Source organism: Streptomyces sp. NBC_01431 (assembly GCF_036231355.1).
Taxonomy (GTDB): Bacteria; Actinomycetota; Actinomycetes; order Streptomycetales; family Streptomycetaceae; genus Streptomyces.
Genome location: NZ_CP109496.1, coordinates 3,449,916 through 3,470,451, shown reverse-complemented (window position 1 = coordinate 3,470,451; position 20,536 = coordinate 3,449,916). Strand labels below are relative to the sequence as shown.

General features: G+C 70.6%; 15 protein-coding genes and 1 pseudogene. 11 read left to right on the top strand and 5 right to left on the bottom strand.

Going from position 1 to position 20,536, the window contains the following annotated elements:
• The first annotated feature begins 1 nt into the window (after position 1).
• The 4 genes from nuoL (at position 2) to recQ (ending at position 7,220) form a co-directional block, all read left to right on the top strand.
• Complete coding sequence (gene nuoL / locus OG522_RS15865; RefSeq protein WP_329463623.1) at positions 2 to 1,948, top strand: NADH-quinone oxidoreductase subunit L; 1,947 nt, start codon at positions 2 to 4, stop codon at positions 1,946 to 1,948.
• A gap of 4 nt (positions 1,949 to 1,952) precedes the next feature.
• Positions 1,953 to 3,551 carry an NADH-quinone oxidoreductase subunit M gene (locus OG522_RS15860; RefSeq protein WP_329463622.1) on the top strand — a complete coding sequence of 533 codons (1,599 nt, stop codon included), beginning with the start codon at positions 1,953 to 1,955 and terminating at the stop codon, positions 3,549 to 3,551.
• Entirely contained in the window at positions 3,548 to 5,200 is a 1,653-nt protein-coding gene (gene nuoN / locus OG522_RS15855) for an NADH-quinone oxidoreductase subunit NuoN (protein WP_329463621.1), read from the top strand. The genes OG522_RS15860 and nuoN overlap by 4 nt, the downstream gene beginning before the upstream one ends.
• Positions 5,201 to 5,360: 160 nt before the next feature.
• Positions 5,361 to 7,220 (top strand): DNA helicase RecQ, encoded by a 1,860-nt coding sequence (gene recQ / locus OG522_RS15850; protein ID WP_329463620.1) that lies wholly within the window; start codon positions 5,361 to 5,363, stop codon positions 7,218 to 7,220.
• 155 nt (positions 7,221 to 7,375) lie between these two features.
• Here recQ and fahA read toward each other — a convergent pair whose 3' ends face one another.
• The gene (fahA, locus tag OG522_RS15845; RefSeq protein WP_329463619.1) at positions 7,376 to 8,602 is read right to left on the bottom strand and encodes a fumarylacetoacetase; all 1,227 of its coding nucleotides are present in this window, start codon (positions 8,600 to 8,602) and stop codon (positions 7,376 to 7,378) included.
• A gap of 218 nt (positions 8,603 to 8,820) precedes the next feature.
• On the opposite strand from fahA, the gene OG522_RS15840 reads away from it, so the two are divergent.
• Both OG522_RS15840 and OG522_RS15835 read left to right on the top strand, forming a co-directional pair.
• Positions 8,821 to 10,056, top strand: a complete 1,236-nt coding sequence (locus tag OG522_RS15840) for a carboxylate--amine ligase (RefSeq protein WP_329467605.1) — start codon at positions 8,821 to 8,823, stop codon at positions 10,054 to 10,056.
• 80 nt (positions 10,057 to 10,136) lie between these two features.
• Positions 10,137 to 11,342 carry an NAD(P)-binding domain-containing protein gene (locus tag OG522_RS15835; RefSeq protein ID WP_329463618.1) on the top strand — a complete coding sequence of 402 codons (1,206 nt, stop codon included), beginning with the start codon at positions 10,137 to 10,139 and terminating at the stop codon, positions 11,340 to 11,342.
• Between the two features lie 57 nt (positions 11,343 to 11,399).
• On the opposite strand, the gene OG522_RS15830 is transcribed toward OG522_RS15835, so the two are convergent.
• Both OG522_RS15830 and OG522_RS15825 read right to left on the bottom strand, forming a co-directional pair.
• On the bottom strand, positions 11,400 to 13,400 hold the full coding sequence (locus OG522_RS15830; RefSeq protein WP_329463617.1) for a CocE/NonD family hydrolase: 2,001 nt from the start codon (positions 13,398 to 13,400) through the stop codon (positions 11,400 to 11,402).
• Positions 13,401 to 13,410: 10 nt separating this feature from the next.
• Positions 13,411 to 13,733: pseudogene (locus OG522_RS15825) on the bottom strand (peptide MFS transporter); the annotation flags it as partial.
• Positions 13,734 to 14,112: 379 nt separating this feature from the next.
• On the opposite strand from OG522_RS15825, the gene OG522_RS15820 reads away from it, so the two are divergent.
• Positions 14,113 to 15,123: a polyprenyl synthetase family protein gene (locus tag OG522_RS15820; protein ID WP_329463616.1), complete on the top strand. Its 1,011-nt coding sequence runs from the start codon at positions 14,113 to 14,115 to the stop codon at positions 15,121 to 15,123.
• On the opposite strand, the gene OG522_RS15815 is transcribed toward OG522_RS15820, so the two are convergent.
• A complete protein-coding gene (locus OG522_RS15815; protein WP_329463615.1) occupies positions 15,124 to 15,663 on the bottom strand; it encodes a hypothetical protein in 540 nt (179 codons plus the stop codon). It lies immediately after the preceding gene.
• 319 nt (positions 15,664 to 15,982) lie between these two features.
• On the opposite strand from OG522_RS15815, the gene OG522_RS15810 reads away from it, so the two are divergent.
• The 4 genes from OG522_RS15810 to OG522_RS15795 all read left to right on the top strand — a co-directional run bounded on the left by OG522_RS15810 (position 15,983) and on the right by OG522_RS15795 (position 19,979).
• Positions 15,983 to 17,200, top strand: coding sequence for a LolA family protein (locus OG522_RS15810; protein ID WP_329463614.1), 1,218 nt, complete (start codon positions 15,983 to 15,985; stop codon positions 17,198 to 17,200).
• Positions 17,201 to 17,331: 131 nt separating this feature from the next.
• Positions 17,332 to 18,267 (top strand): ABC transporter ATP-binding protein, encoded by a 936-nt coding sequence (locus OG522_RS15805; protein WP_329463613.1) that lies wholly within the window; start codon positions 17,332 to 17,334, stop codon positions 18,265 to 18,267.
• Complete coding sequence (locus OG522_RS15800) at positions 18,254 to 19,225, top strand: ABC transporter permease (protein WP_329463612.1); 972 nt, start codon at positions 18,254 to 18,256, stop codon at positions 19,223 to 19,225. Before OG522_RS15805 ends, OG522_RS15800 begins: the two co-directional genes overlap by 14 nt.
• 148 nt (positions 19,226 to 19,373) lie before the next feature.
• On the top strand, positions 19,374 to 19,979 hold the full coding sequence (locus OG522_RS15795; RefSeq protein ID WP_329463611.1) for a TetR/AcrR family transcriptional regulator: 606 nt from the start codon (positions 19,374 to 19,376) through the stop codon (positions 19,977 to 19,979).
• On the opposite strand, the gene OG522_RS15790 is transcribed toward OG522_RS15795, so the two are convergent.
• Entirely contained in the window at positions 19,945 to 20,520 is a 576-nt protein-coding gene (locus tag OG522_RS15790; protein WP_329463610.1) for a flavodoxin family protein, read from the bottom strand. The two genes, OG522_RS15795 and OG522_RS15790, sit on opposite strands and share 35 nt — an antisense overlap.
• Positions 20,521 to 20,536 lie beyond the last annotated feature (16 nt).

Here is a 20,536-nt window from a genome sequence, read left to right as displayed (position 1 = left end):
CGTGGAGAACCTCATTGCGCCGCTCATCGCGGCGCCCCTGCTCGGAGCGGCCGTCCTGCTGTGCGGCGGACGGCGGCTGGACAAGGTCGGCCACTGGCTGGGCACGCTGCTCGCGGGCGCGTCCTTCGTCATCGGCGCGGTGCTCTTCGTCGACATGCTGGGCCGCTCGGCCGATCACCGCACGGTGACCAAGCAGCTGTTCAGCTGGGTTCCGGTCGAGGGCTTCCAGGCCAACGTCGGCTTCCAGCTCGATCAGTTGTCGATGACCTTCGTCCTGCTGATCACCGGTGTGGGCACGCTGATCCACATCTATTCGATCGGCTACATGGAGCACGACGAGAACCGCCGCCGCTTCTTCGGCTACCTCAACCTGTTCCTCGCGGCGATGCTGCTCCTGGTCCTCGCCGACAACTACCTTCTCCTGTACGTCGGTTGGGAGGGCGTGGGCCTCGCGTCCTACCTGCTCATCGGCTTCTGGCAGCACAAGCCCAGCGCGGCGACCGCCGCCAAGAAGGCCTTCCTGGTCAACCGGGTCGGCGACATGGGCCTGTCGATCGCCATCATGGTGATGTTCACGACCTTCGGCTCGTTCGCCTTCTCCACCGTTTTGAACGAGACGGGCGCGGCGAGCTCGGGCCGCAACACCGCCATCGGCCTGATGCTGCTGCTCGCCGCCTGCGGCAAGTCGGCGCAGGTGCCGCTCCAGTCCTGGCTCGGCGACGCGATGGAGGGCCCGACCCCGGTCTCGGCCCTGATCCACGCGGCGACCATGGTGACCGCGGGCGTCTACCTGATCACCCGCTCCGGCGCGATCTTCAACGCGGTGCCCGATGTACAGACGGCGGTCGTGGTCGTCGGCGCGGTCACGCTTCTGTTCGGTGCCATCGTCGGTTGCGCGAAGGACGACATCAAGAAGGCGCTGGCCGGCTCCACGATGTCGCAGATCGGCTACATGATCCTGGCCACCGGCCTCGGGCCGATCGGCTACGCCTTCGCGATCATGCACCTGGTGACGCACGGCTTCTTCAAGGCCGGGCTCTTCCTCGGCGCGGGCTCGGTCATGCACGGCATGAACGACGAGGTCGACATGCGCAGGTACGGCGGCCTGCGGAAGTACATGCCGATCACCTTCGTCACCTTCGGCCTCGGCTATCTGGCGATCATCGGCTTCCCCGGCCTGTCCGGGTTCTTCTCCAAGGACAAGATCATCGAGGCGGCGTTCGCCAAGGGCGGGACCGAGGGCTGGATCCTCGGCGCGGTCACCCTGATCGGCGCCGCGATCACCGCGTACTACATGACCCGCGTGATGATCCTGACCTTCTTCGGTGAGGAGCGCTGGCGGCACGCGAAGACCCCCTCGCCGGCCGAGCCCAGTGTGGAGCCCGCCGCGGAAACGCGGGGCGCGCATGACGAGCCCCACCCCCACGAGTCCTCTAGGTCCATGACGATCCCGATGATCGTCCTCGCCTTCGGCTCGGTCTTCGCGGGCGGCATCCTCAGCATCGGCGACCGGTTCGTGAAGTGGCTGGAGCCGGTCACGTCCTTCGACCACGGCAACTCGCCGGTCGGCCAGTGGACGGTCACCGGTGCCACCGTCGTCTGCATGCTGATCGGCGTGGGCCTGGCGGTCGTCCAGTACGGGCGGGGGCCGGTCCCGGCCGTCGCGCCGCGCGGCTCGCTGCTCACCCGGGCCGCCCGCCGCGACCTGCTCCAGGACGACTTCAACCATGTGGTCCTGGTCCGCGGCGGTGAGCACCTCACCCGCTCGCTCGTCTACCTCGACCACAGCCTGGTCGACGGAGTCGTCAATGGAACCGCCGCCTCGGTCGGCGGGCTCTCCGGCCGGCTGCGCAAGCTGCAGAACGGCTTCGCCCGCAGCTACGCGGTCTCGATGTTCGGAGGTGCTGTGGTGATCATCGCCGCGACTCTGCTGATGAGGGCGGTGTAACGCAATGTCCTTCCCCCTCCTGACCGCCACGGCCGCTCTGCCGGCGCTCGGCGCGGTCGCCACCGCGGCCGTGCCGGCAGCCCGGCGCACCGCCACCAAGTGGCTGGCCCTGCTGGTCTCGGTGGGCACACTGGTGCTCTCCGCGATCCAGCTCGTACGGTTCGAACCGGGCGGCGCCCGCTATCAGCTGACCGAATCGCACGCCTGGATCAAGGACTTCGGAGTCCGCTACGAACTGGGTGTGGACGGCATCGGGGTCGCCCTCATCGGCCTCACCGCGCTCCTCATCCCGTTCATCATCGCGGCCGGCTGGCACGACGCCGATCCCCTGGAGACCAACAGCAGTCGCTGGCGGCCGACCCAGGGCTTCTTCGCCCTGATCCTCGCCGTCGAGGCGATGGTGGTGCTCTCCTTCGAGGCCACCGACGTCTTCCTCTTCTACATCCTGTTCGAAGCCATGCTCATCCCGATGTACTTCCTCATCGGCGGCTTCGGCGACCGGGCGGCGCCTTCCCAATTTGGTGCTGCCGCACCGGGCCACGGCGACGAGGCGGCGGCGACCCAACGCTCGTACGCGGCCGTCAAGTTCCTGCTCTACAACCTGGTCGGCGGGCTCATCATGCTGGCCGCCGTCATCGGGCTCTACGTCGTGGCGGGTTCGTTCTCGCTGAACGAGATCGCCGCGGCCCGCGCCAACGGCTCGCTCCACATGGCGACCAACACCGAGCGGCTGCTCTTCCTGGGCTTCTTCTTCGCCTTCGCGGTGAAGGCCCCGCTGTGGCCGCTGCACACCTGGCTGCCCAACGCGATGGGCGAGGCGACCGCCCCGGTCGCCGTGCTGATCACCGCGGTGGTCGACAAGGTCGGCACCTTCGCGATGCTCCGCTTCTGCCTCCAGCTCTTCCCGGAGGCCAGCAAGTGGGCGACGCCGGTGATCGTGGTCCTCGCGGTGATCAGCATCATCTACGGGGCGCTGCTCGCGGTCGGCCAGCGCGACATCAAGCGCCTGGTGGCGTACGCGTCGATCTCGCACTTCGGCTTCATCATCATGGGCATCTTCGCGATGACCACCCAGGGCCAGTCCGGCGCCACGCTGTACATGATCAACCACGGGATCTCGACGGCCGCGCTGATGCTGGTGGCCGGCTTCCTGATCTCGCGCCGCGGCTCCCGGCTCATCTCGGACTACGGCGGCGTCCAGAAGGTCGCGCCGGTCCTGGCGGGCACCTTCCTGATCGGCGGCCTCGCCACCCTGTCCCTGCCGGGCCTGGCTCCCTTCGTGAGTGAATTCCTGGTCCTGGTCGGCACGTTCAGCCGCTATCCGGCGGCCGGAGTGGTCGCGACCCTCGGCATCGTCCTGGCCGCGCTGTACGTCCTGGTCCTCTACCAGCGGACGATGACCGGCCCGGTCAAGGCGGAGGTCCAGGGAATGCCGGACCTCAAGGTCCGCGAACTGCTGGTGGTCGCCCCGCTGATCGCGCTGCTGATCTTCCTCGGCGTCTATCCGAAGCCGCTGACCGACATCGTCAACCCGGCGGTGCGCCAGACCATGTCGGACGTACAGAAGAAGGACCCCAACCCGGTGGTGGAGGCGGCCAAGTGAGCACATCAGCTGTCCACAGCCTGTGGACCACGGCGGCCGAGGGAAAGCTGGACAAGATCCCCACGCCGCACATCGAGTACGCCCAGCTCGCGCCCACGCTGATCGTGGTGGGCGCGGCGATCCTCGGGGTCCTCGTGGAGGCCTTCGTCCCGCGCCGCGGCCGCTACTACGTTCAGGTGTTCCTGTCGGTGGTCGCGCTCGCCGCCGCCTTCGCGGCGGTGGTCGGCCTCGCGGCCGACGGCTACGGCACGACCAAGGCCCACATCGCGGCCATGGGCGCGGTCGCCGTCGACGGCCCGGCGCTCTTCCTCCAGGGCACCATTCTCCTCGCCTCCATCGTGGCGATCTTCACCTTCGCCGAGCGGCGCCTGGACCCGGTGGCGCACGGCAACAAGGTGGACTCCTTCGCCGCGCAGGCGGCCTCGGTGCCGGGCAGCGACAGCGAGAAGGCCGCGGTCAGGGCCGGGTTCACCACGACCGAGGTCTTCCCGCTCGCCCTGTTCGCGATCTCCGGCATGCTGGTCTTCCCGGCCGCGAACGACCTCCTGACCCTCTTCGTGGCCCTTGAGGTCTTCTCCCTCCCGCTCTACCTGCTGTGCGCGCTCGCCCGGCGCAAGCGACTCATGTCGCAGGAGGCGGCGGTCAAGTACTTCCTGCTCGGCGCGTTCTCCTCCGCTTTCCTGCTCTTCGGCATCGCGCTCCTGTACGGCTACGCGGGCTCCGTCTCGTACGCCACGATCGCGGACGTGGTGAGCGGCTCCGTCCAGACGGTGGACCCGGCGCTCGCCGGCACCATGGGCAACGACGCGCTGCTGCTGATCGGCGGCGCGTTGGTCCTGATGGGTCTGCTGTTCAAGGTCGGCGCGGTGCCGTTCCACATGTGGACCCCGGACGTCTACCAGGGCGCCCCCACTCCGGTGACGGGCTTCATGGCGGCGGCGACGAAAGTCGCCGCCTTCGGAGCGCTGCTCCGCATCCTGTACGTGGTGCTGCCGGGCATGAGCTGGGACTGGCGGCCGGTCATGTGGGGCGTCGCGATCATCACGATGCTGGGCGGCGCGATCGTCGCGATCACCCAGACCGACATCAAGCGGCTGCTCGCGTACTCCTCGATCGCGCACGCCGGGTTCATCCTGGCCGGTGTCATCGCGACCAACTCGGACGGCGTCTCGTCCGTGCTGTTCTACCTGGCGGCGTACTCGTTCGTGACGATCGGGGCGTTCGCGGTCGTCACGCTGGTCCGGGACGCGGGCGGCGAGGCGACGCACCTGTCCAAGTGGGCGGGCCTGGGCCGCCGCTCGCCGCTGGTCGCGGCGGTCTTCGCGGTCTTCCTGCTCGCCTTCGCGGGCATCCCGCTGACGTCCGGGTTCTCCGGGAAGTTCGCGGTGTTCCAGGCGGCGGCGGAGGGCGGGGCCGGGGCGCTGGTCGTCGTCGGTGTCGTGTCCTCCGCGGTCGCCGCGTTCTTCTACATCCGGGTGATCGTGCTGATGTTCTTCAGCGAGCCGAAGGCCGACGGGCCGACGGTGGCGGTGCCGTCGCCGCTGACGATGACGGCGATCGGGGTGGGCGTGGCGGTGACACTGGTGCTGGGCGTCGCCCCGCAGTACTTCCTGGATCTGGCGCACAGCGCGGGGGTGTTCGTGCGGTAGGTGTGCGGGTGGCTCGGGGTCCCGGCGTGCGGGGTTGGCGCCGGGACCTCTGCGTTTCCGGCCGGGGCTGTGGATAACTTCGCGGGGTGTCGGCTCGGGCGCCTATCGTTGCTGGGGTGAACGGTGAGGCGGACGGCGGACCAGTGCGGGAGACAGAGCGATGATCGAGACGGGCGGCGGGACGCAGACGGTGGCCTCGGAGAGCGAGGCCCGACAGACGCTGCACCGCATCTTCGGGTACGAGAGCTTCCGCGGCGCCCAGGGCGAGGTCATCGAGCACGTCGTGGCCGGCGGCGATGCCGTCGTGCTCATGCCGACCGGCGGCGGAAAGTCCCTCTGCTACCAGATCCCCGCGCTCGTCAGACCCGGCACCGGTGTGGTGGTCTCCCCGCTCATCGCCCTCATGCAGGACCAGGTGGACGCCCTGCGCGCGCTCGGCGTGCGGGCCGGGTTCATCAACTCCACGCAGGACTTCGAGGAGCGCCGCACCGTGGAGGCCGAGCTGCTCGCGGGCGAGCTCGACCTGCTGTACCTGGCGCCCGAGCGGCTGCGCGTGGAGGCCACCCTCGACCTGCTCTCCCGCGCCAAGATCTCCGTCTTCGCGATCGACGAGGCGCACTGCGTCGCCCAGTGGGGCCACGACTTCCGCCCCGACTACCTCGCCCTGTCCCTGCTCGGCGAGCGCTGGCCCGACGTGCCGCGCATCGCCCTCACCGCGACCGCCACCGGCGCCACCCACCGCGAGATCACCCAGCGCCTCGGGATGCCCGACGCCCGGCACTTCGTGGCGAGCTTCGACCGGCCGAACATCCAGTACCGGATCGTGCCGAAGAGCGACCCGAAGAAGCAGCTGCTCAGCTTCCTCAAGGAGGAGCACGACGGGGACGCCGGAATCGTCTACTGCCTCTCGCGCGCCTCGGTCGAGAAGACCGCGCAGTACCTGAGCGACCACGGGGTGCAGGCCGTGCCGTACCACGCGGGTCTCGACTCGGGGACGCGCGCCGTCAACCAGTCGCGCTTCCTGCGGGAGGACGGCCTGGTGGTGGTCGCGACCATCGCCTTCGGCATGGGCATCGACAAGCCGGACGTCCGCTTCGTGGCCCACCTCGATCTGCCCAAGTCGGTCGAGGGCTACTACCAGGAGACCGGCCGCGCGGGCCGCGACGGGCTGCCCTCGACGGCGTGGATGGCGTACGGACTCCAGGACGTGGTCCAGCAGCGGAAGCTGATCCAGGGCGGTGAGGGCGACGAGGCGTTCCGGCGCCGGGCGGCCGCGCATCTGGACGCGATGCTCGCCCTCTGCGAGACGGCGACGTGCCGGCGGGCCCAGCTCCTCGGCTACTTCGGCCAGGAGGCTTCGGACGCCAACTGCGGCAACTGCGACACGTGTCTGACCCCGCCGCAGACCTGGGACGGCACGGTGGCGGCACAGAAGGCGCTCTCCACGGTCGTACGCCTCCAGCGTGAGCGGGGCCAGAAGTTCGGCGCGGGCCAGATCATCGACATCCTGCTCGGCCGCAGGACCGCGAAGATCATCCAGTTCGACCATGACGCGCTGTCCGTCTTCGGTATCGGGGAGGAGCTGTCCGAGGCCCAATGGCGGGGCGTGGTGCGGCAGTTGCTCGCGCAGGGGCTGCTGGCGGTGGAGGGGGAGTACGGGACGCTGGTCCTGACCGAGCCGAGCGGGGAGGTGCTCGGGGGCCGACGGGAGGTCCGGATGCGCAAGGAGCCGGAGAAGCCGGTGCGGGCGCCGCGGAGTTCCTCCGGCAAGAAGGCCGCGGTCGCTGATCTGCCCGAGGACGCGGTGGCGGTGTTCGAGGCGCTGCGGGCGTGGCGCGCGGCCCAGGCCAAGGAGGGCGGGGTTCCCGCGTACGTGATCTTCCATGACGCGACGCTGCGGGAGATCGCGACGGTTCGGCCGGGCTCGATGGAGGAGCTCGGCACGATTGGTGGCGTCGGCGAGAACAAGCGGGCGAAGTACGGGGAGGGTGTGCTGTCCGTGCTGGCCGAGCTGGAGTAGCCCGCACCCCACCCACCCCTCCCTTCCCGCCCCTTCCCGGAACCCGCCGGGGGTGGGGGCGGGTCGCGGCAGGTGGGCTCCGCCCAAGGCCCGCTGCTCAAAGTCCCCCAAGAGCGGGTTCCCCAGGGGCTGGGGTCCGGGCGGAACCCCGCGGCTCAGCTCGCCGCCGCGATCCGGCCCGTCACCTCGCCCAGGCCCACCCGTACGCCGTCCGGGCCCGGTGCCCACGCCGTCAGGGTCACCACGTCGCCGTCCTCCAGGAACGTCCGCTTCCCGGTGGGCAGTTCCAGCGGTTCCGTGCCGTTCCAGGTGAGTTCGAGGAGCGAACCCCGCTGCCCGCGCTCGGGTCCGCTCACCGTGCCCGAGCCGTACACGTCCCCGGTCCGCAGTGACGCGCCGTTCACCGTCATGTGGGCGAGCTGCTGCGCGGCCGTCCAGTACATCGAGGAGAAAGGCGGCTCGGCGACGACCGTGCCGTTGATGGCCACCGAGATGTGCAGGTCGAAGCCGCCGGGGACCTCTTCCGCGGCGTCGTCCAGATAGGGGAGGAGCGGGAAGTCGCGGGACGGAGGGGCGACGCGGGCCGCCGCGAGGGCCTCCAGGGGGGTGACCCAGGCCGACACCGAGGTCGCGAACGACTTGCCGAGGAAGGGGCCGAGCGGCACGTACTCCCAGGCCTGGATGTCCCGCGCCGACCAGTCGTTGAGGAGGAACAGACCAAAGACGTGGTCGTCGAAGGAGCCGAGGCCGACCGGCTGCCCCAGCTCGGACGGCGTGCCCACCACGAAGCCGACCTCGGCCTCGATGTCCAGTTTCACCGACGGGCCGAAGACCGGTGCCGGGTCCGCGGGGGCCTTGCGCTGGCCCCGCGGACGTACCACGTCCGTGCCGGAGACCACCACCGTGCCGGACCGGCCGTGGTAACCGATCGGCAGGTGCTTCCAGTTGGGGGTGAGCGCCGCGCCGTCCGGGCGGAAGATCTGGCCCACGTTGGTGGCGTGGTGCTCGCTGGCGTAGAAGTCGACGTAGTCGGCGACCTCGTACGGCAGATGCAGTTCGACGGTGGACAGCGGGTGCAGCAGGGGCTCTATGACCGGACGGTGCGCGGGCACCGTCACCCAGGCGGTGAGCGCCCGGCGCACATCGCGCCAGGCCGTGCGCCCCGCCGCGAGCAGCGGGTTGAGGCTCGGTTGGGCGAGGAGTGCCGCGTACGGGGAGCCCAGCGCGTGCGCCGCCGCCCCCGCGTCCAGGACGTGGTCGCCGATGCGGACACCTACCCTCCGGTCGGCGGGTTGGCCCGGCGTGGAGAAGACGCCATAGGGGAGATTGTGCGGGCCGAAGGGGTCGCCCTCGGCCAGTTCGAGCGGGCTCTGCTCGGACATCGGTGCCTGCCTCGCTTTCCACGGGTGTGGGTCACACGTTACGTCGGCGTGGGACGGGACGGCAGTGCCTAAAGAGTTCGCAATGTCCGGAAATGCCGTACCCGGAAGAGGTCATTCCCCCTTAGCGTCCTGTCCGGGGTGCGGAGGCGAGGGGGCCGCGCGCCCTGTGCGGCGTGGGGGCTCTCTGTCCCGAGGGGGGACTGGTGGCGAGCAGGGGCGTGCTGTTCAGGGCGGACCGGGATGTACCGGGACTGATCGTGAAGTTCGGGAACTATCCGTTGCATCACGGAGGGGTTGGTGCCATCCGCAGTCTCGGCAGACTCGGGGTGCCGATGTACGCGATCACCGAGGACCGCTGGACGCCCGCGGCCCATTCGCGGTATCTGAAGCACGCGTTCGCCTGGCCGACGACCGGCACCGAGGAGCCGGAAGCGCTGGTCGACGGGCTGCTCAGGATCGGCCGCCGGATCGGGCGGCCGACCGTGCTGATCCCCACCGACGAAGAGGCCGCGGTGCTGATCGCCGAGCACCAGAAGGAACTCGGCGACCTCTTCCTGTTTCCGCCTGTGACGCCGGAACTGCCCAGGCGCCTGGCCAGCAAGCAGGGCCTGCACGAGCTGTGCGTGGAGCACGGGGTGCCGTCCCCGGCGTCCGCCTTTCCCGAAACGTACGCCGAGGTCGAGGACTTCGCGCGGTACGCCCGCTTTCCCGTGGTGGCCAAGAACCGGGAGGCGTTCGTGCGGCGGCACAGGCCCGCGGTGCCCGGCACCACCCGGATCGAGGACCGCGCCCACCTCATGGCGCTGGCCCGCGGCTGGGGCGAGCGGCCCGGGGTGATCCTCCAGGAGTACCTGCCGCGTGAGCACGCCGAGGACTGGATCGTGCACGCCTACTTCGACGAGAACTCCGCGCCGCTCGCCCTGTTCACCGGGGTGAAGGTGCGGTCCTGGCCGCCGCACGCCGGTATGACGGCCAACGCGTACGTCGTGGACAATCCCGAACTGGCCGCGCTGGCCGAGCAGTTCGTCAAACGGATCGGCTTCACCGGGATAGTCGACCTCGATCTGCGCTTCGACCGGCGCGACGGCCGCTACAAGCTCCTGGACTTCAATCCCCGGATGGGCGCGCAGTTCCGGCTCTTCGAGAGCGAGGCCGGAGTCGACGTGATCCGCGCCCAGCACCTCCACCTCACCGGGCGCCGGGTCCCGGAGGGCGAGCAGCGGGCCGGGCGCCGCTACGTGGTCGAGAACATCGACCTGCCCGCGCTGATCGCCTACCGGCGCGGCGGCTACACCACCCCGCACGCGCCCGAGCGGCCGAGCGGTACCGAACTCGCGTGGGTCGCGCGGGACGACCTCGGACCCTTCTTCACGATGATGGCCCGCTTCGTACGTCCTGGTGCGCAGCATCTGTACCGGCTGTGGCGGAGTTCCCGCCGCGCCGTGACCAAGTAAGTCAGGCGCCCAACCACCTCGTGCAGCACGGTCGTTGACGCTGCGCGCAGGGTGAGTCACATTCCGAGAAGGGACAGCAAGTGAGCACTGCGACACGTCCGGTGGCGGTCATCGGCGCGGGGCCGTTCGGCCTGTCCGCCGCCGCTCATCTGCGCGCCCGGGGCATACCGGTCCGCGTCTTCGGTTCGCCGATGGTGAGTTGGCGGGAGCACATGCCGGCGGGCATGGTCCTCAAGTCGACGCCGGCCGCCTCCAGTATCGACGCGCCGCAGGTGGGAACGGGGCTGCTCGACTTCTGCGCGGACACCGGGACGAGCCGGCTGGAATCGGACTGGGACCTGATCCCTGTGGAGGTCTTCTCGGCGTACGGGCAGTGGTTCGCCGACAAGCTCTTCCCCGACCTCGAACAGGTCAGGGTGGTCTCGGTGGACCGGGTGTCGGGCGGCGCGTTCGCGCTGAAGCTGGACTCCGGGGAGAGCTTCGAGGCGCGGGCGGTCGTGGTGGCGACCGGGCTCGCGGGACTGGCTCGGCTGCCGCGCGAACTGGCCGCCGCGATTCCGGACGGCCCCTCTGCCACGGGACCGGTCTCGCACGCCGCGCAGCACCGGGACCTGTCCGTGTTCGCGGGGCGGGAGGTGCTCGTCATCGGGGCGGGCCAATCCGCCCTGGAGAACGCGGTGTTGATGGCCGAGACGGGAGCGAGCGTACGGATCGTGGCGCGTACGGCGGGGGCGGTCCGGTTCGGGGCCGCCCCCGACCAGCAGCCCCGCCTCAGCCCCAACTCGCCCTTCGGCAAGGCCTGGTCGCTGTACGCCTTCTCGTACCACGCGACCCACTTCCGGCATCTGCCCGCCCCGGCCCGCCACTACCTGGTGCGCAATGTGCTGGGCCCCCTGGGTGCGTGGTGGTTGCGCGAGCGCTTCACCGGGCGGGTCGCGGTGACCGAGGGACGCCGGATCGTACGGGCCCGTCTTGAGGGGGGCCGCCCGGTGCTCACCCTGAGCGGGGGCACCGGCCCGCAGCGGGAACTGTCCGCGGACCACGTCATGGCCGCGACCGGCTATCGCATGGACGTGGCGGCGCTCGACTTCCTGGGGCACGGTCTGCGCACCCAGCTCTCCACGTCCCGGGGGGCGCCGGTCCTGGACGCGGGGTACCAGTCCACCGTCCCCGGCCTGTACTTCACGGGCCTGCCCGCGGCGGCGTCCTTCGGTCCGGTGATGCGGTTCGTGTGCGGCACGGAGTACGCCTCCCCGAGGCTCGCCGCCTCGGTGGCAGCCGCCTGAGCCAAGGGGTGTGGGGAGGCCGGTTTCCTGGGGCTGCGCCCCCGGGGCCGGAGGGGGTCAGCCCGCCTCGCGCGGGATGCGGCGTTCCCACGTGCGGTGGAAGACCACTTCGCCCCCCTCCCGGCACACCACCTCGTTCGACGTCACGAAATCCGCCGCGTCGCAGCTGATCTCCGAGCGCGTGTCGATCGTCACGTCCCAGGCGAGTTCGGGGCGGTGCAGGCGCAGGTGCCAGTCCGAGCGGGTGCGGGCGGAGAGGGGGTCGGCCTCCTCGATCGTGTAGGCCTCCCGCGCGTCCTCGGTGAATTCGAGGCCGTCGGGGTAGACCCGGGTGCCGCCGTAGCCCGGGTCCACTTCGAGGCGCCACTCGCCCTTGGCCACATCCCGTACGACGAGCCGCTCGGGGCGCGGCTCATCCAGCGGGGCCGGGGAGGACACGCCGAGCGGTTCCGACTGCTCCGGGTCCGCGAAGGCGATCGTGTCGTCCAACGTCCGCTCGCGGAAAGGGAGTTGGAGCGAGGACCCGGCCGGATCGAGGGTGAAGCCGACCGAGTCGGCCTGCGGCCAGATCCACGGCCAGTACGCGGAGGAGACGGCGAGCCGGATGCGGTGGCCGGGCCGGAAAGCGTGCCCAATGCCGTTCAGTTCGAACGTCACCGACTCCGTCGCACCGAGCACCCACGCGTCCGCCCGGTCGCGGCCGTTGCGGGCCGACAGGTTGAGCACGCCCCGGGTGACCAGGGTCGAGGAGCCGTCCGGGGCCACGTCGCAGAGCCGGGCGATCGCCTGCCCGAACGGCACGTCCATGCGCAGCCGCAGCGTGACCCGCGGGCGTCCCAGGATCTCCAGCGGGTCCGCGTCCTGGGGGACCGGGAAGTCGAAGGCCGCCGAGCGGGCGTCCTCGGACCGCTGGTCCGGCGGGAGGTCGCCGTCGTTGCCGAAGGGGAAGAAGCGGCCCGCGTCCAGACCGGTGTGCTGCGGTGAACGCACCTGGACGGGCGGGCCCTGGAGTGCGTACGAGACCGGGGTGACGTGGGGCGAGGGCCAGGCGGCATCGCCCACCCAGCGGCCGGGCAGCTCGGCGTAGACGGTGGCCGGCGGATGCGACTCGCTGATCCAGGACCGCAGCAGCGGCTCCTTCATCACGCCCGTCTCCTCGCCCTTGAGGTGGTGGTCCCACCAGCGCAGGGTCTCCTGGAGGAAGCCGATCGCGGGGCCGGGCGGGAGCCCCCGGTCCGGGTACTGGTGCGACCAGGGGCCGATCAGCCCCCGCACCCGGTCGGCCGGCAGGTGCTCGACCAGCCTCAGCACCGTGTCGCGGTACGGGTCGTGCCAGCCGCCCACCGCGAGGACGGCCGCGTCGATCGCCGCGTAGTCCTCGCAGACGCTGCCGTGCTTCCAGTAATCGTCCCGGGTCTGGTGCGCGAGCCACGTGTGGATGAACGGTTCCACCCTTTCGAGTCGTTTCAGCCACATTTCGCGCCATTTTTCTCCGACGAACGCAGGGTCGGGCGGTCGCGACACGAAGGCGAGCATCGTCGCCGCCCAGGCGTGCATGTCCACGGCGAGCACCGAGCCGCCCATGTAGTGCACGTCGTTGTCATAGCGGTCGTCGGTCGAGCAGACCGTGACGATCGCTTTGAGCGGCTCGGGTGCGAGGGCCGCGATCTGGAGGCTGTTGAAGCCGCCCCACGAGATGCCGAACATGCCGACCCTGCCGCTGCACCAGGGCTGCTGGGCGAGCCAGTTGACGACCGCGACGCCGTCGGCGAGCTCGGTCGCGTCGTACTCGTCACCCGGCATCCCCTCGGAGCAGCCGTGTCCGCGCACATCCACGCGGACCGAGGCGTAGCCGTGCCCGGCGTACCAGGGGTGGCGCTGCCAGTCGCGCGGCGCCGTCCAGTCGGTCAGCCGGTAGGGGAGGTATTCGAGCAGTGCGGGGACCGGCTCCTCGGTGACCGGGCGCCAGATCCGGGCGTACAGCAAGGTGCCGTCCGGGAGTGGGATCCGGACATCGCGGCGCTCGGTCTCGTACGGGAATTCGGTGCGGATGTGCATGGCGGCGACCTCAGTGGATGGGGTGCATGGTGCGCTTGAGCCAGGGGGCGGCGAGGATCACGGCGACGCCGCCGACCACCGCGATGGCGCCGTTGACGCCGAAGTGCGAGGGGTTGGAGACCTTCCCGTACACCTTCACGGTCTGCGCCCTGGATGCCGTCGGCGAGCGCGAGGGAGAGGAACCAGAGCGACGTCGTCTGGCCGGCGCCGGCCCATGCGGGCCCACACGGCGGCCGCCACCGGCGCGAGCGCCACCTCGAACGCGCCGGGCGCGGAGGCGTAACAGCTCGCCGGGAAGTGGAAGCCGAGGATGGTCGTCTCGGCGCTGGGGCTTCTCGGCCGCCGAGATCGGCATGGCGTTCGGCCTGATCCGGCGAAGTACAGGACGAGGATCACCTGCATGCCGAGGAACGAAAAACGCTCCCGGACTTCCAGGCCGGCGAGGGTGAGCAGACCGCGGGGCTGACCGAAGAAGGCGTGGTCGTCCCGCGGAGGCGGCTGCTCGTCGGTGGCGTCGGTCATCATTCGGGGCAAAAGGGGTACTCCTGATCGTATGAGCTGATCCAGAACATACCGGGGTCCAAGGGACTGTGCGCGAGGGGTGACGGGAAGGCGCCCATGGTGATCGAACAGCGACCCGATACGCTGAGTTGAGTGAAGGCAGCGACACATCGATAAACCGTGTGATCGTCAGCAGACAGGAGTACCCCTCGTGACCGTCGTCGGGCCGTTCGGGCTGAGCGTGCGGGACCAGGCACTTGAAGCCGATGTCCAGACCGGATTGGCGGCTGTCGAGGCGGGACTGCTCGATGCCACCAAGAGTGAGGTCCCGTTCATCACGGAGGCCGCGCAGCACCTCATCCGCGCAGGTGGCAAGCGATTCCGCCCGCTGATCGTGATGCTGGCCGCACAGTTCGGTGATCCGTACGCGCCGGGCGTCGTGCCGTCGGCCGTGGTCGTCGAGCTCACGCACCTGGCGACGCTGTACCACGACGACGTGATGGACGAGGCCGACGTGCGGCGCGGCGTGGACAGCGCCAACGCCCGCTGGGGCAACTCCGTAGCCGTCCTGACGGGTGACTTCCTCTTCGCACGCGCTTCGCACATCCTGGCGGATCTGGGCCCCGAGGCCGTACGCATTCAGGCCGAAGCGTTCGAACGGCTCGTCACCGGCCAGATCCTGGAGACCGCGGGCCCGCGTGACGGGCGCGACCCGGTCGAGCACTACCTCGACGTGCTGTCCGGCAAGACGGGCTCGCTGGTTGCCGTCTCCGGCCGGTTCGGCGCGATGATGTCCGGCGCCGACGAGTCGGTGGTCGACATCCTCACGCAGTACGGCGAGCGCCTGGGCACCGCCTTCCAGCTCGCCGACGACGTCCTGGACATCGCCAGCGACTCCCACGAGTCCGGCAAGACCCCCGGCACCGACCTGCGCGAGGGCATTCCCACGCTGCCGGTGCTGCACCTGCGGGCGCAGGCCGCCAAGGACGGCCGCCTGGACGACCTGGACCTGGTCGCGCTGATCGACGGCGACCTCAGTGACGACGGGCGGCACGCCGAGGCGCTGCGCCGCCTGCGGGTCCACCCGGCCCTGGAGCAGGCCCGCAGGGACACCGTCCGGTACGCGGAGGAGGCCAGGGCCACGCTCGCGCCGCTGCCCGCCGGGTACGCGAAGTCCGCGCTCCAGGAGCTCTGCGACGCGGTCGTGCACCGCGCGGGCTGATCAGTAGCCCGAGCCGCCTCCCGAGCCGCCGCCGGTGTCGCTCGCTGCCTTCGCGCCGGTCGGCGTGGCCGCGAACCAGATGCCGCCCACGCCCTGGCCGTAGGCCTCGTGCGGCTGGTCGTCCTTGGAGTACCGGTAGAGCGGCCAGCCCGCGAGGGTCAGCTGCTTGCTGCCGTCGGCCCGGGTGACCGTGCCGACCAGGGACTTGTCGATGCCCTTCACGTTGACGTTGCCGGTCGCGGGGGCGGCCGGCCACAAGGTGGCGCAGGTGCCGTAGCAGTTCGACTTGGACGGCTTCGCGGTGTCGTTGTCGAAGCGGTAGAGCACGAACCCCTTGCCGTCGACGACCACCGTGCCGACCTTGTCGACCTTCGCGGTGGTGAGGGTGCCGGCGGCCGGCTGGGACGAGCTGCTGCTGGAGCCGCTCCCCGAGGAGCTGGGCGTGGAACTGGTGCCGCTGCTGCCACAGGCGCTGACGGCCAGCGCGAGGACGAACGTCCCCGCGGCCGCGCCCACGGCGTAGCGCTGGGTCCTGAGCATGGCGAGCCCCCTTCGTAGTGCCGCTTGCTCTCACTCTCAGGTACGGATCCGGACGGCTCGGCACTCATGACAAACCCGGCTGATTCAGGACACGGGCCCGGTTGGGCGGCGGGGTACCCCTACTGGTCGGGTTAGCTGCCGTGGGGTTCCGTCATCCCAGAGAGGTACACGGGATTGCTCCCGGGGGCTGACGCGCGGGGGCGGCCGTTTTGGTCGAATGGATACCACCACTCCTGACCAATTCGGGTGAGAATGGCGGCGCGGGGTGGGCGACTGAGCACGACGGACGGACGCCGCCGACCACGGAGGTAGGGCACACATGGCACCGAACGACAGCGCACAGGCCACCGACCAGGCCGGGGAGCCGGGCGCGAGCCGCCGGAAGGCGGCGCGTTATCTCGTCCCGGTCGGGGTGGCGGGCGTGGCGGCCGCGACCATCGGACTGGTCCCGGCACTCGCCGCGTCGGGTGACCCCAGTCTGCCGAAGATCAGCGCGCAGCAGCTCATCGAGAAGATGGCCGCGTCGGACACCCAGCAGCTCTCCGGCACGGTCAAGATCACTACGGACCTGGGCCTGCCCGGACTGGGCAGCCTCGGCTCGTTCGCGCCCAAGGGCGGCGGCTCCGACAAGTCCGCCGCGCCGCAGCAGAAGCTCACCGAGCTCGCGTCGGGCACCCACACCCTGCGCATCGCGGCCGACGGACCCGACCGCCAGAAGGTGTCGATCCTGGAGGACGCAGCCGAGTACAGCCTGGTCCACAACGGCAGCGACGTCTGGGCGTACGACAGCGGCTCGAACCAGGTCTTCCACTCCAAGAAGTCCGCGGCCGACGCGGCCAGGGAGCACGGCAAGAAGGCACCGGAGTCCGGCGTTCCGACCACGCCGAAGGCGCTGGCCGACGAGTTCCTCAAGAACGTCGACCCCACCACGTCGGTGTCGGTCGACGGCACGGTCCAGGTGGCTGGGCACGACGCGTACCAGCTCCTCATCAAGCCCAAGCAGTCCGGCTCGACCATCGGCTCGGTGCGCATAGCCGTGGACGCCAAGACCGGGGTGCCGCTGAAGTTCACGCTCTCGCCGAGCGCGGGCGGCAAGGCCGTGGTCGACGCGGGCTTTACCAAGGTCGACTTCTCGAAGCCGGCCGCGGACACGTTCGCGTTCCGCGCGCCCAAGGGCGCGAAGGTCACCGAGGACGACGGCAAGCAGGACCGCAAGCCCCAGCAGAACCTGCCGGGTGGTCTGGGCGGCTTCGGTGACGCCAAGAACGCCAAGAACGCCAAGGTGATCGGCAAGGGCTGGACGGCCATCGCCGAGCTCGACACCGGCGGCAAGGGCATGCCGAAGGCCGACAACAACAGCAAGTCGGGAGGCGACGCACAGAAGTTCCTCGACTCGCTCGGCGACAAGGTCACCGGCAAGTTCGGCACTGGCACGGTCTTCAAGACCCGCCTGGTCAACGCCCTGATCACGGACAACGGCAAGGTGTACGTGGGCGCGGTGACGAAGGAAGCGCTTCTCGACGCGGCGAACAAGTAGGTCTTTCACGGGGGTTGAGAGGGGCTCTCTCAACCCCCGTGATCCAAGCCCCGGGGCGGGGTCTGGGGTGGCCCCGCACGCGGCGGCGGCAGAGCGTCACAGCGGGAAGGGACGTGGTGGGGAACAGTCAATTGGCCATCGAGACACGTGGCCTGAGCAAGCGGTACCGCGGCGGCCAACTGGCCGTGGACGCGCTGAACCTCACCGTCCCCCGCGGCAGCGTCTTCGGCTTCCTCGGCCCCAACGGCTCGGGCAAGACCACCACCATCCGCATGCTGATGGGCCTCATCGAGCCGACCGCCGGCACCGCGAGGATCCTCGGCAGCCCCATGCCGAAGGCGGCCCGCACCGTGCTGCCCAGGGTGGGCGCCCTCATCGAGGGCCCCGCCCTGTACGGCTTCCTGTCCGGCCGCGACAACCTCCTTCGCTACGACGCGGCCGACCCCACCGCCGACCCGCGCACCCGCACCGCCCGGGTGTCGGTCGCCCTGGAGCGGGTGGGCCTGACCTCCGCGGCGGGCAAGAAGGCGCGGGCGTACTCACTCGGCATGAAGCAGCGCCTGGGGCTTGCGGCGGCGCTGCTCCAGCGCCGGGAGCTGCTCGTCCTGGACGAACCGACGAACGGACTCGACCCGCAGGGCATGCGTGAAATCCGTTCCCTCATACGGGAGTTGGCCGAGGACGGGACGACCGTCTTCCTCTCCTCGCACCTTCTGGACGAGATCGAGCAGGTCTGCTCGCACGCCGCCGTGATGAACCAGGGCCGACTCGTGGTCCAGGGCGAGGTCACGGAGCTCGCCGCGAACGCGCGCGGCCGCCTCGCGGTGACCACGCCGGACACCGCGGAGGCGGCCCGCGTCCTCAAGGAACGCGGGATCGCCGACGTGACGGTGGCGGCCGAGGGCCGGGTGACGGGCGAACTGCCGCCCGAAGACGTGGAGTTGGCGGACCTCAACGCCGAGCTCGTACGCGCGGGAGTACGGGTCCGCGGCTTCGCGGCCGAGCGGGCCTCACTGGAGGACGCCTTCGTGGCACTGACGGGAGAGGGCTTCGATGTCGCGGGCTGAGACCGGGGGTACGTCGCGGGCTGGGGCCGAGAGTGCAAACGAATCCGGGGCCGTGGGGGTGGACGCGGCCGGGCGGGGGGCGGAGGGTGCATCCGGGGTCCTGGCGGTGCGGGCTCCGAGTGGGCTGTGGGCGTTGGGGCTCTTCCGGTCCGAGCTGGTCACCGTGTTGCGCCGCTGGCGGACGCTCGCGCTGCTCGGGGTGCTCGCCGCCGTGCCGGTGCTCATCGGTATCGCCGTACGGATCGAGACGCCCGGCGGGGGAGGCGGTCGTGGCGGCGGCGGTGGGGGGCCCGCGTTCATCGAGCAGATCACCAACAACGGCCTGTTCCTGGTCTTCGCGTCGCTCGCCGCCACGCTGCCGGTCTTCCTGCCGATGGCGGTCGGGGTCGTCGCGGGTGACGCGGTGGCGGGGGAGGCCAGTTCGGGCACCCTGCGCTACCTGCTCGTCGCCCCCGCGGGCCGCACCCGGCTGCTGCTCGCCAAGTACGTCTCGGTGCTCGCGTTCTGCCTGACGGCCGCACTCGCGGTGGCGCTCTCGGCGCTCGCCGTCGGCGCGCTGCTCTTCCCGCTGGGCGACGTCACGACGATCTCCGGCACGCAGATCTCCTTCGCGGACGGGCTGTTGCGGGCCCTGGCGATCGCCGCCGTGGTGGCGGCCTCGCTGACCGGAATAGCGGCGCTCGGGCTGTTCATCTCGACGCTGACCAACAGCGGGATAGCGGCGATGGCCTCGACGGTCGGACTGCTGATCACGGTCCAGATCCTGGGCCAGATTCCGCAACTGCACGCGATCCAGCCGTACCTGTTCACGCGCTACTGGCTGTCCTTCGCGGACGTGCTGCGCGAGCCGGTCTACTGGGACCAGCTGGTGAAGAACTTCGAGCTCCAGGCCCTGTACGTGGCGGTCTTCGGCTCGGCGGCCTGGGCGCGCTTCACGACGAAGGACATCACGGCCTGAGTGGGCGGGGAGCGCGACAGGAACGGAGCGGGTCGTGCGAGCCGACCCCCGTGACGGCTCGACACGACACGTGCCGTTTCCTGCGCCATTGTTGGAGCCCCGGGCTCTGCTGTCAATCCGGATCCCGGCGTACTCGTAGAGTGAGGGTGTGATCACCTCGTCCGAGTCCGCCCCCAACCCCCGGCGACGCAGCGAGAGATCGCGTCGCGCGACCCTGGAGGCCGCGCTGGAGGTCTGCGCGGAGAGCGGCTACGGAAAGGTCACCATCGAGGCCATCGCGGCCCGCGCGGGGGTGAGCAAGAAGACGATCTACCGATGGTGGCCGACGAAGGGCGCGATCCTGCTCGACGCGGTCACCGAGATGGTGGTCAGCGATTCGCCGTTCCCCGACACCGGCGACCTCGCCGCCGATCTGCGCACCCACATCGGCAGTGTGGTGCGGCTCTTCAACTCGCCGGTGTTCGGCTCCGCCTACGGCGGGATCCTCGCCGCGCTGCTGCACGACGAGCGGCTGGCCAGGGCGGTCAACGACGAGCTCGTCATCCCGCGCGTCGCCCTGGTCGTCGAGCGCATGCGCGGCGCCCAGGGGCAGGGCCAACTGCCTCCGGACGCCGATCTGCCGCTGGCCGTGGAGATGCTCTACGGCCCGCTCTACTACCGCCACGCGCTGGGCCGTCCGCTCCAGGAGCCGGAGCGGATCGACGCCCTGGTGGCCCACGTCATGCGTGCGCTGCGGGCACCGGGGTGGAGCTGAAGAAGGTCTTGGCGCGGGCGGCCGCCGCGCTGTCCCCGGCCATTTCGCCGGGCCGGGTCGCGGAGCCGAGCAGCACCCCGCCCCAGTTCATCTTCATGTACGCGGCCGAGTGCCGCAGGGTGCCCACCAGCGGGTCGGCCACCGAGTGGTCGTGCCCGGCGAGCGCGGTCACGCCCCACAGGGTGCGGCCCGTCATGCGCCGGCGAAACTCGATCTCGGGGTTGTAGAGCCAGGTGACCCAGTGGTCGAGGTAGTGCTTGACCGGGGTGGTGACGCTGTACCAGTACAGCGGCGAGGCGATCACCAGGTCGGTGGCGGCCAGCGTCGCATCGAGCAGGACGGCCGCGTCACCGGTGGGGGCGGGCGGCACGCGGTCCTCGGTGTGCCGCAGGTCGCGGAACCGGGGCAGTTCGAGGTCGGCCAGGCTCAGCCAGCGGGCGGTGTCGCCGGCGGGCAGCTGCTCGGCGGCCTGCCGGGCGAGCGCCTCGGTGTTGCCGCCGCTGCGGGTGCTGCCGAGCAGGAAAAGGAAATCGCGGGCCATGGTCCCCTCCGTACGT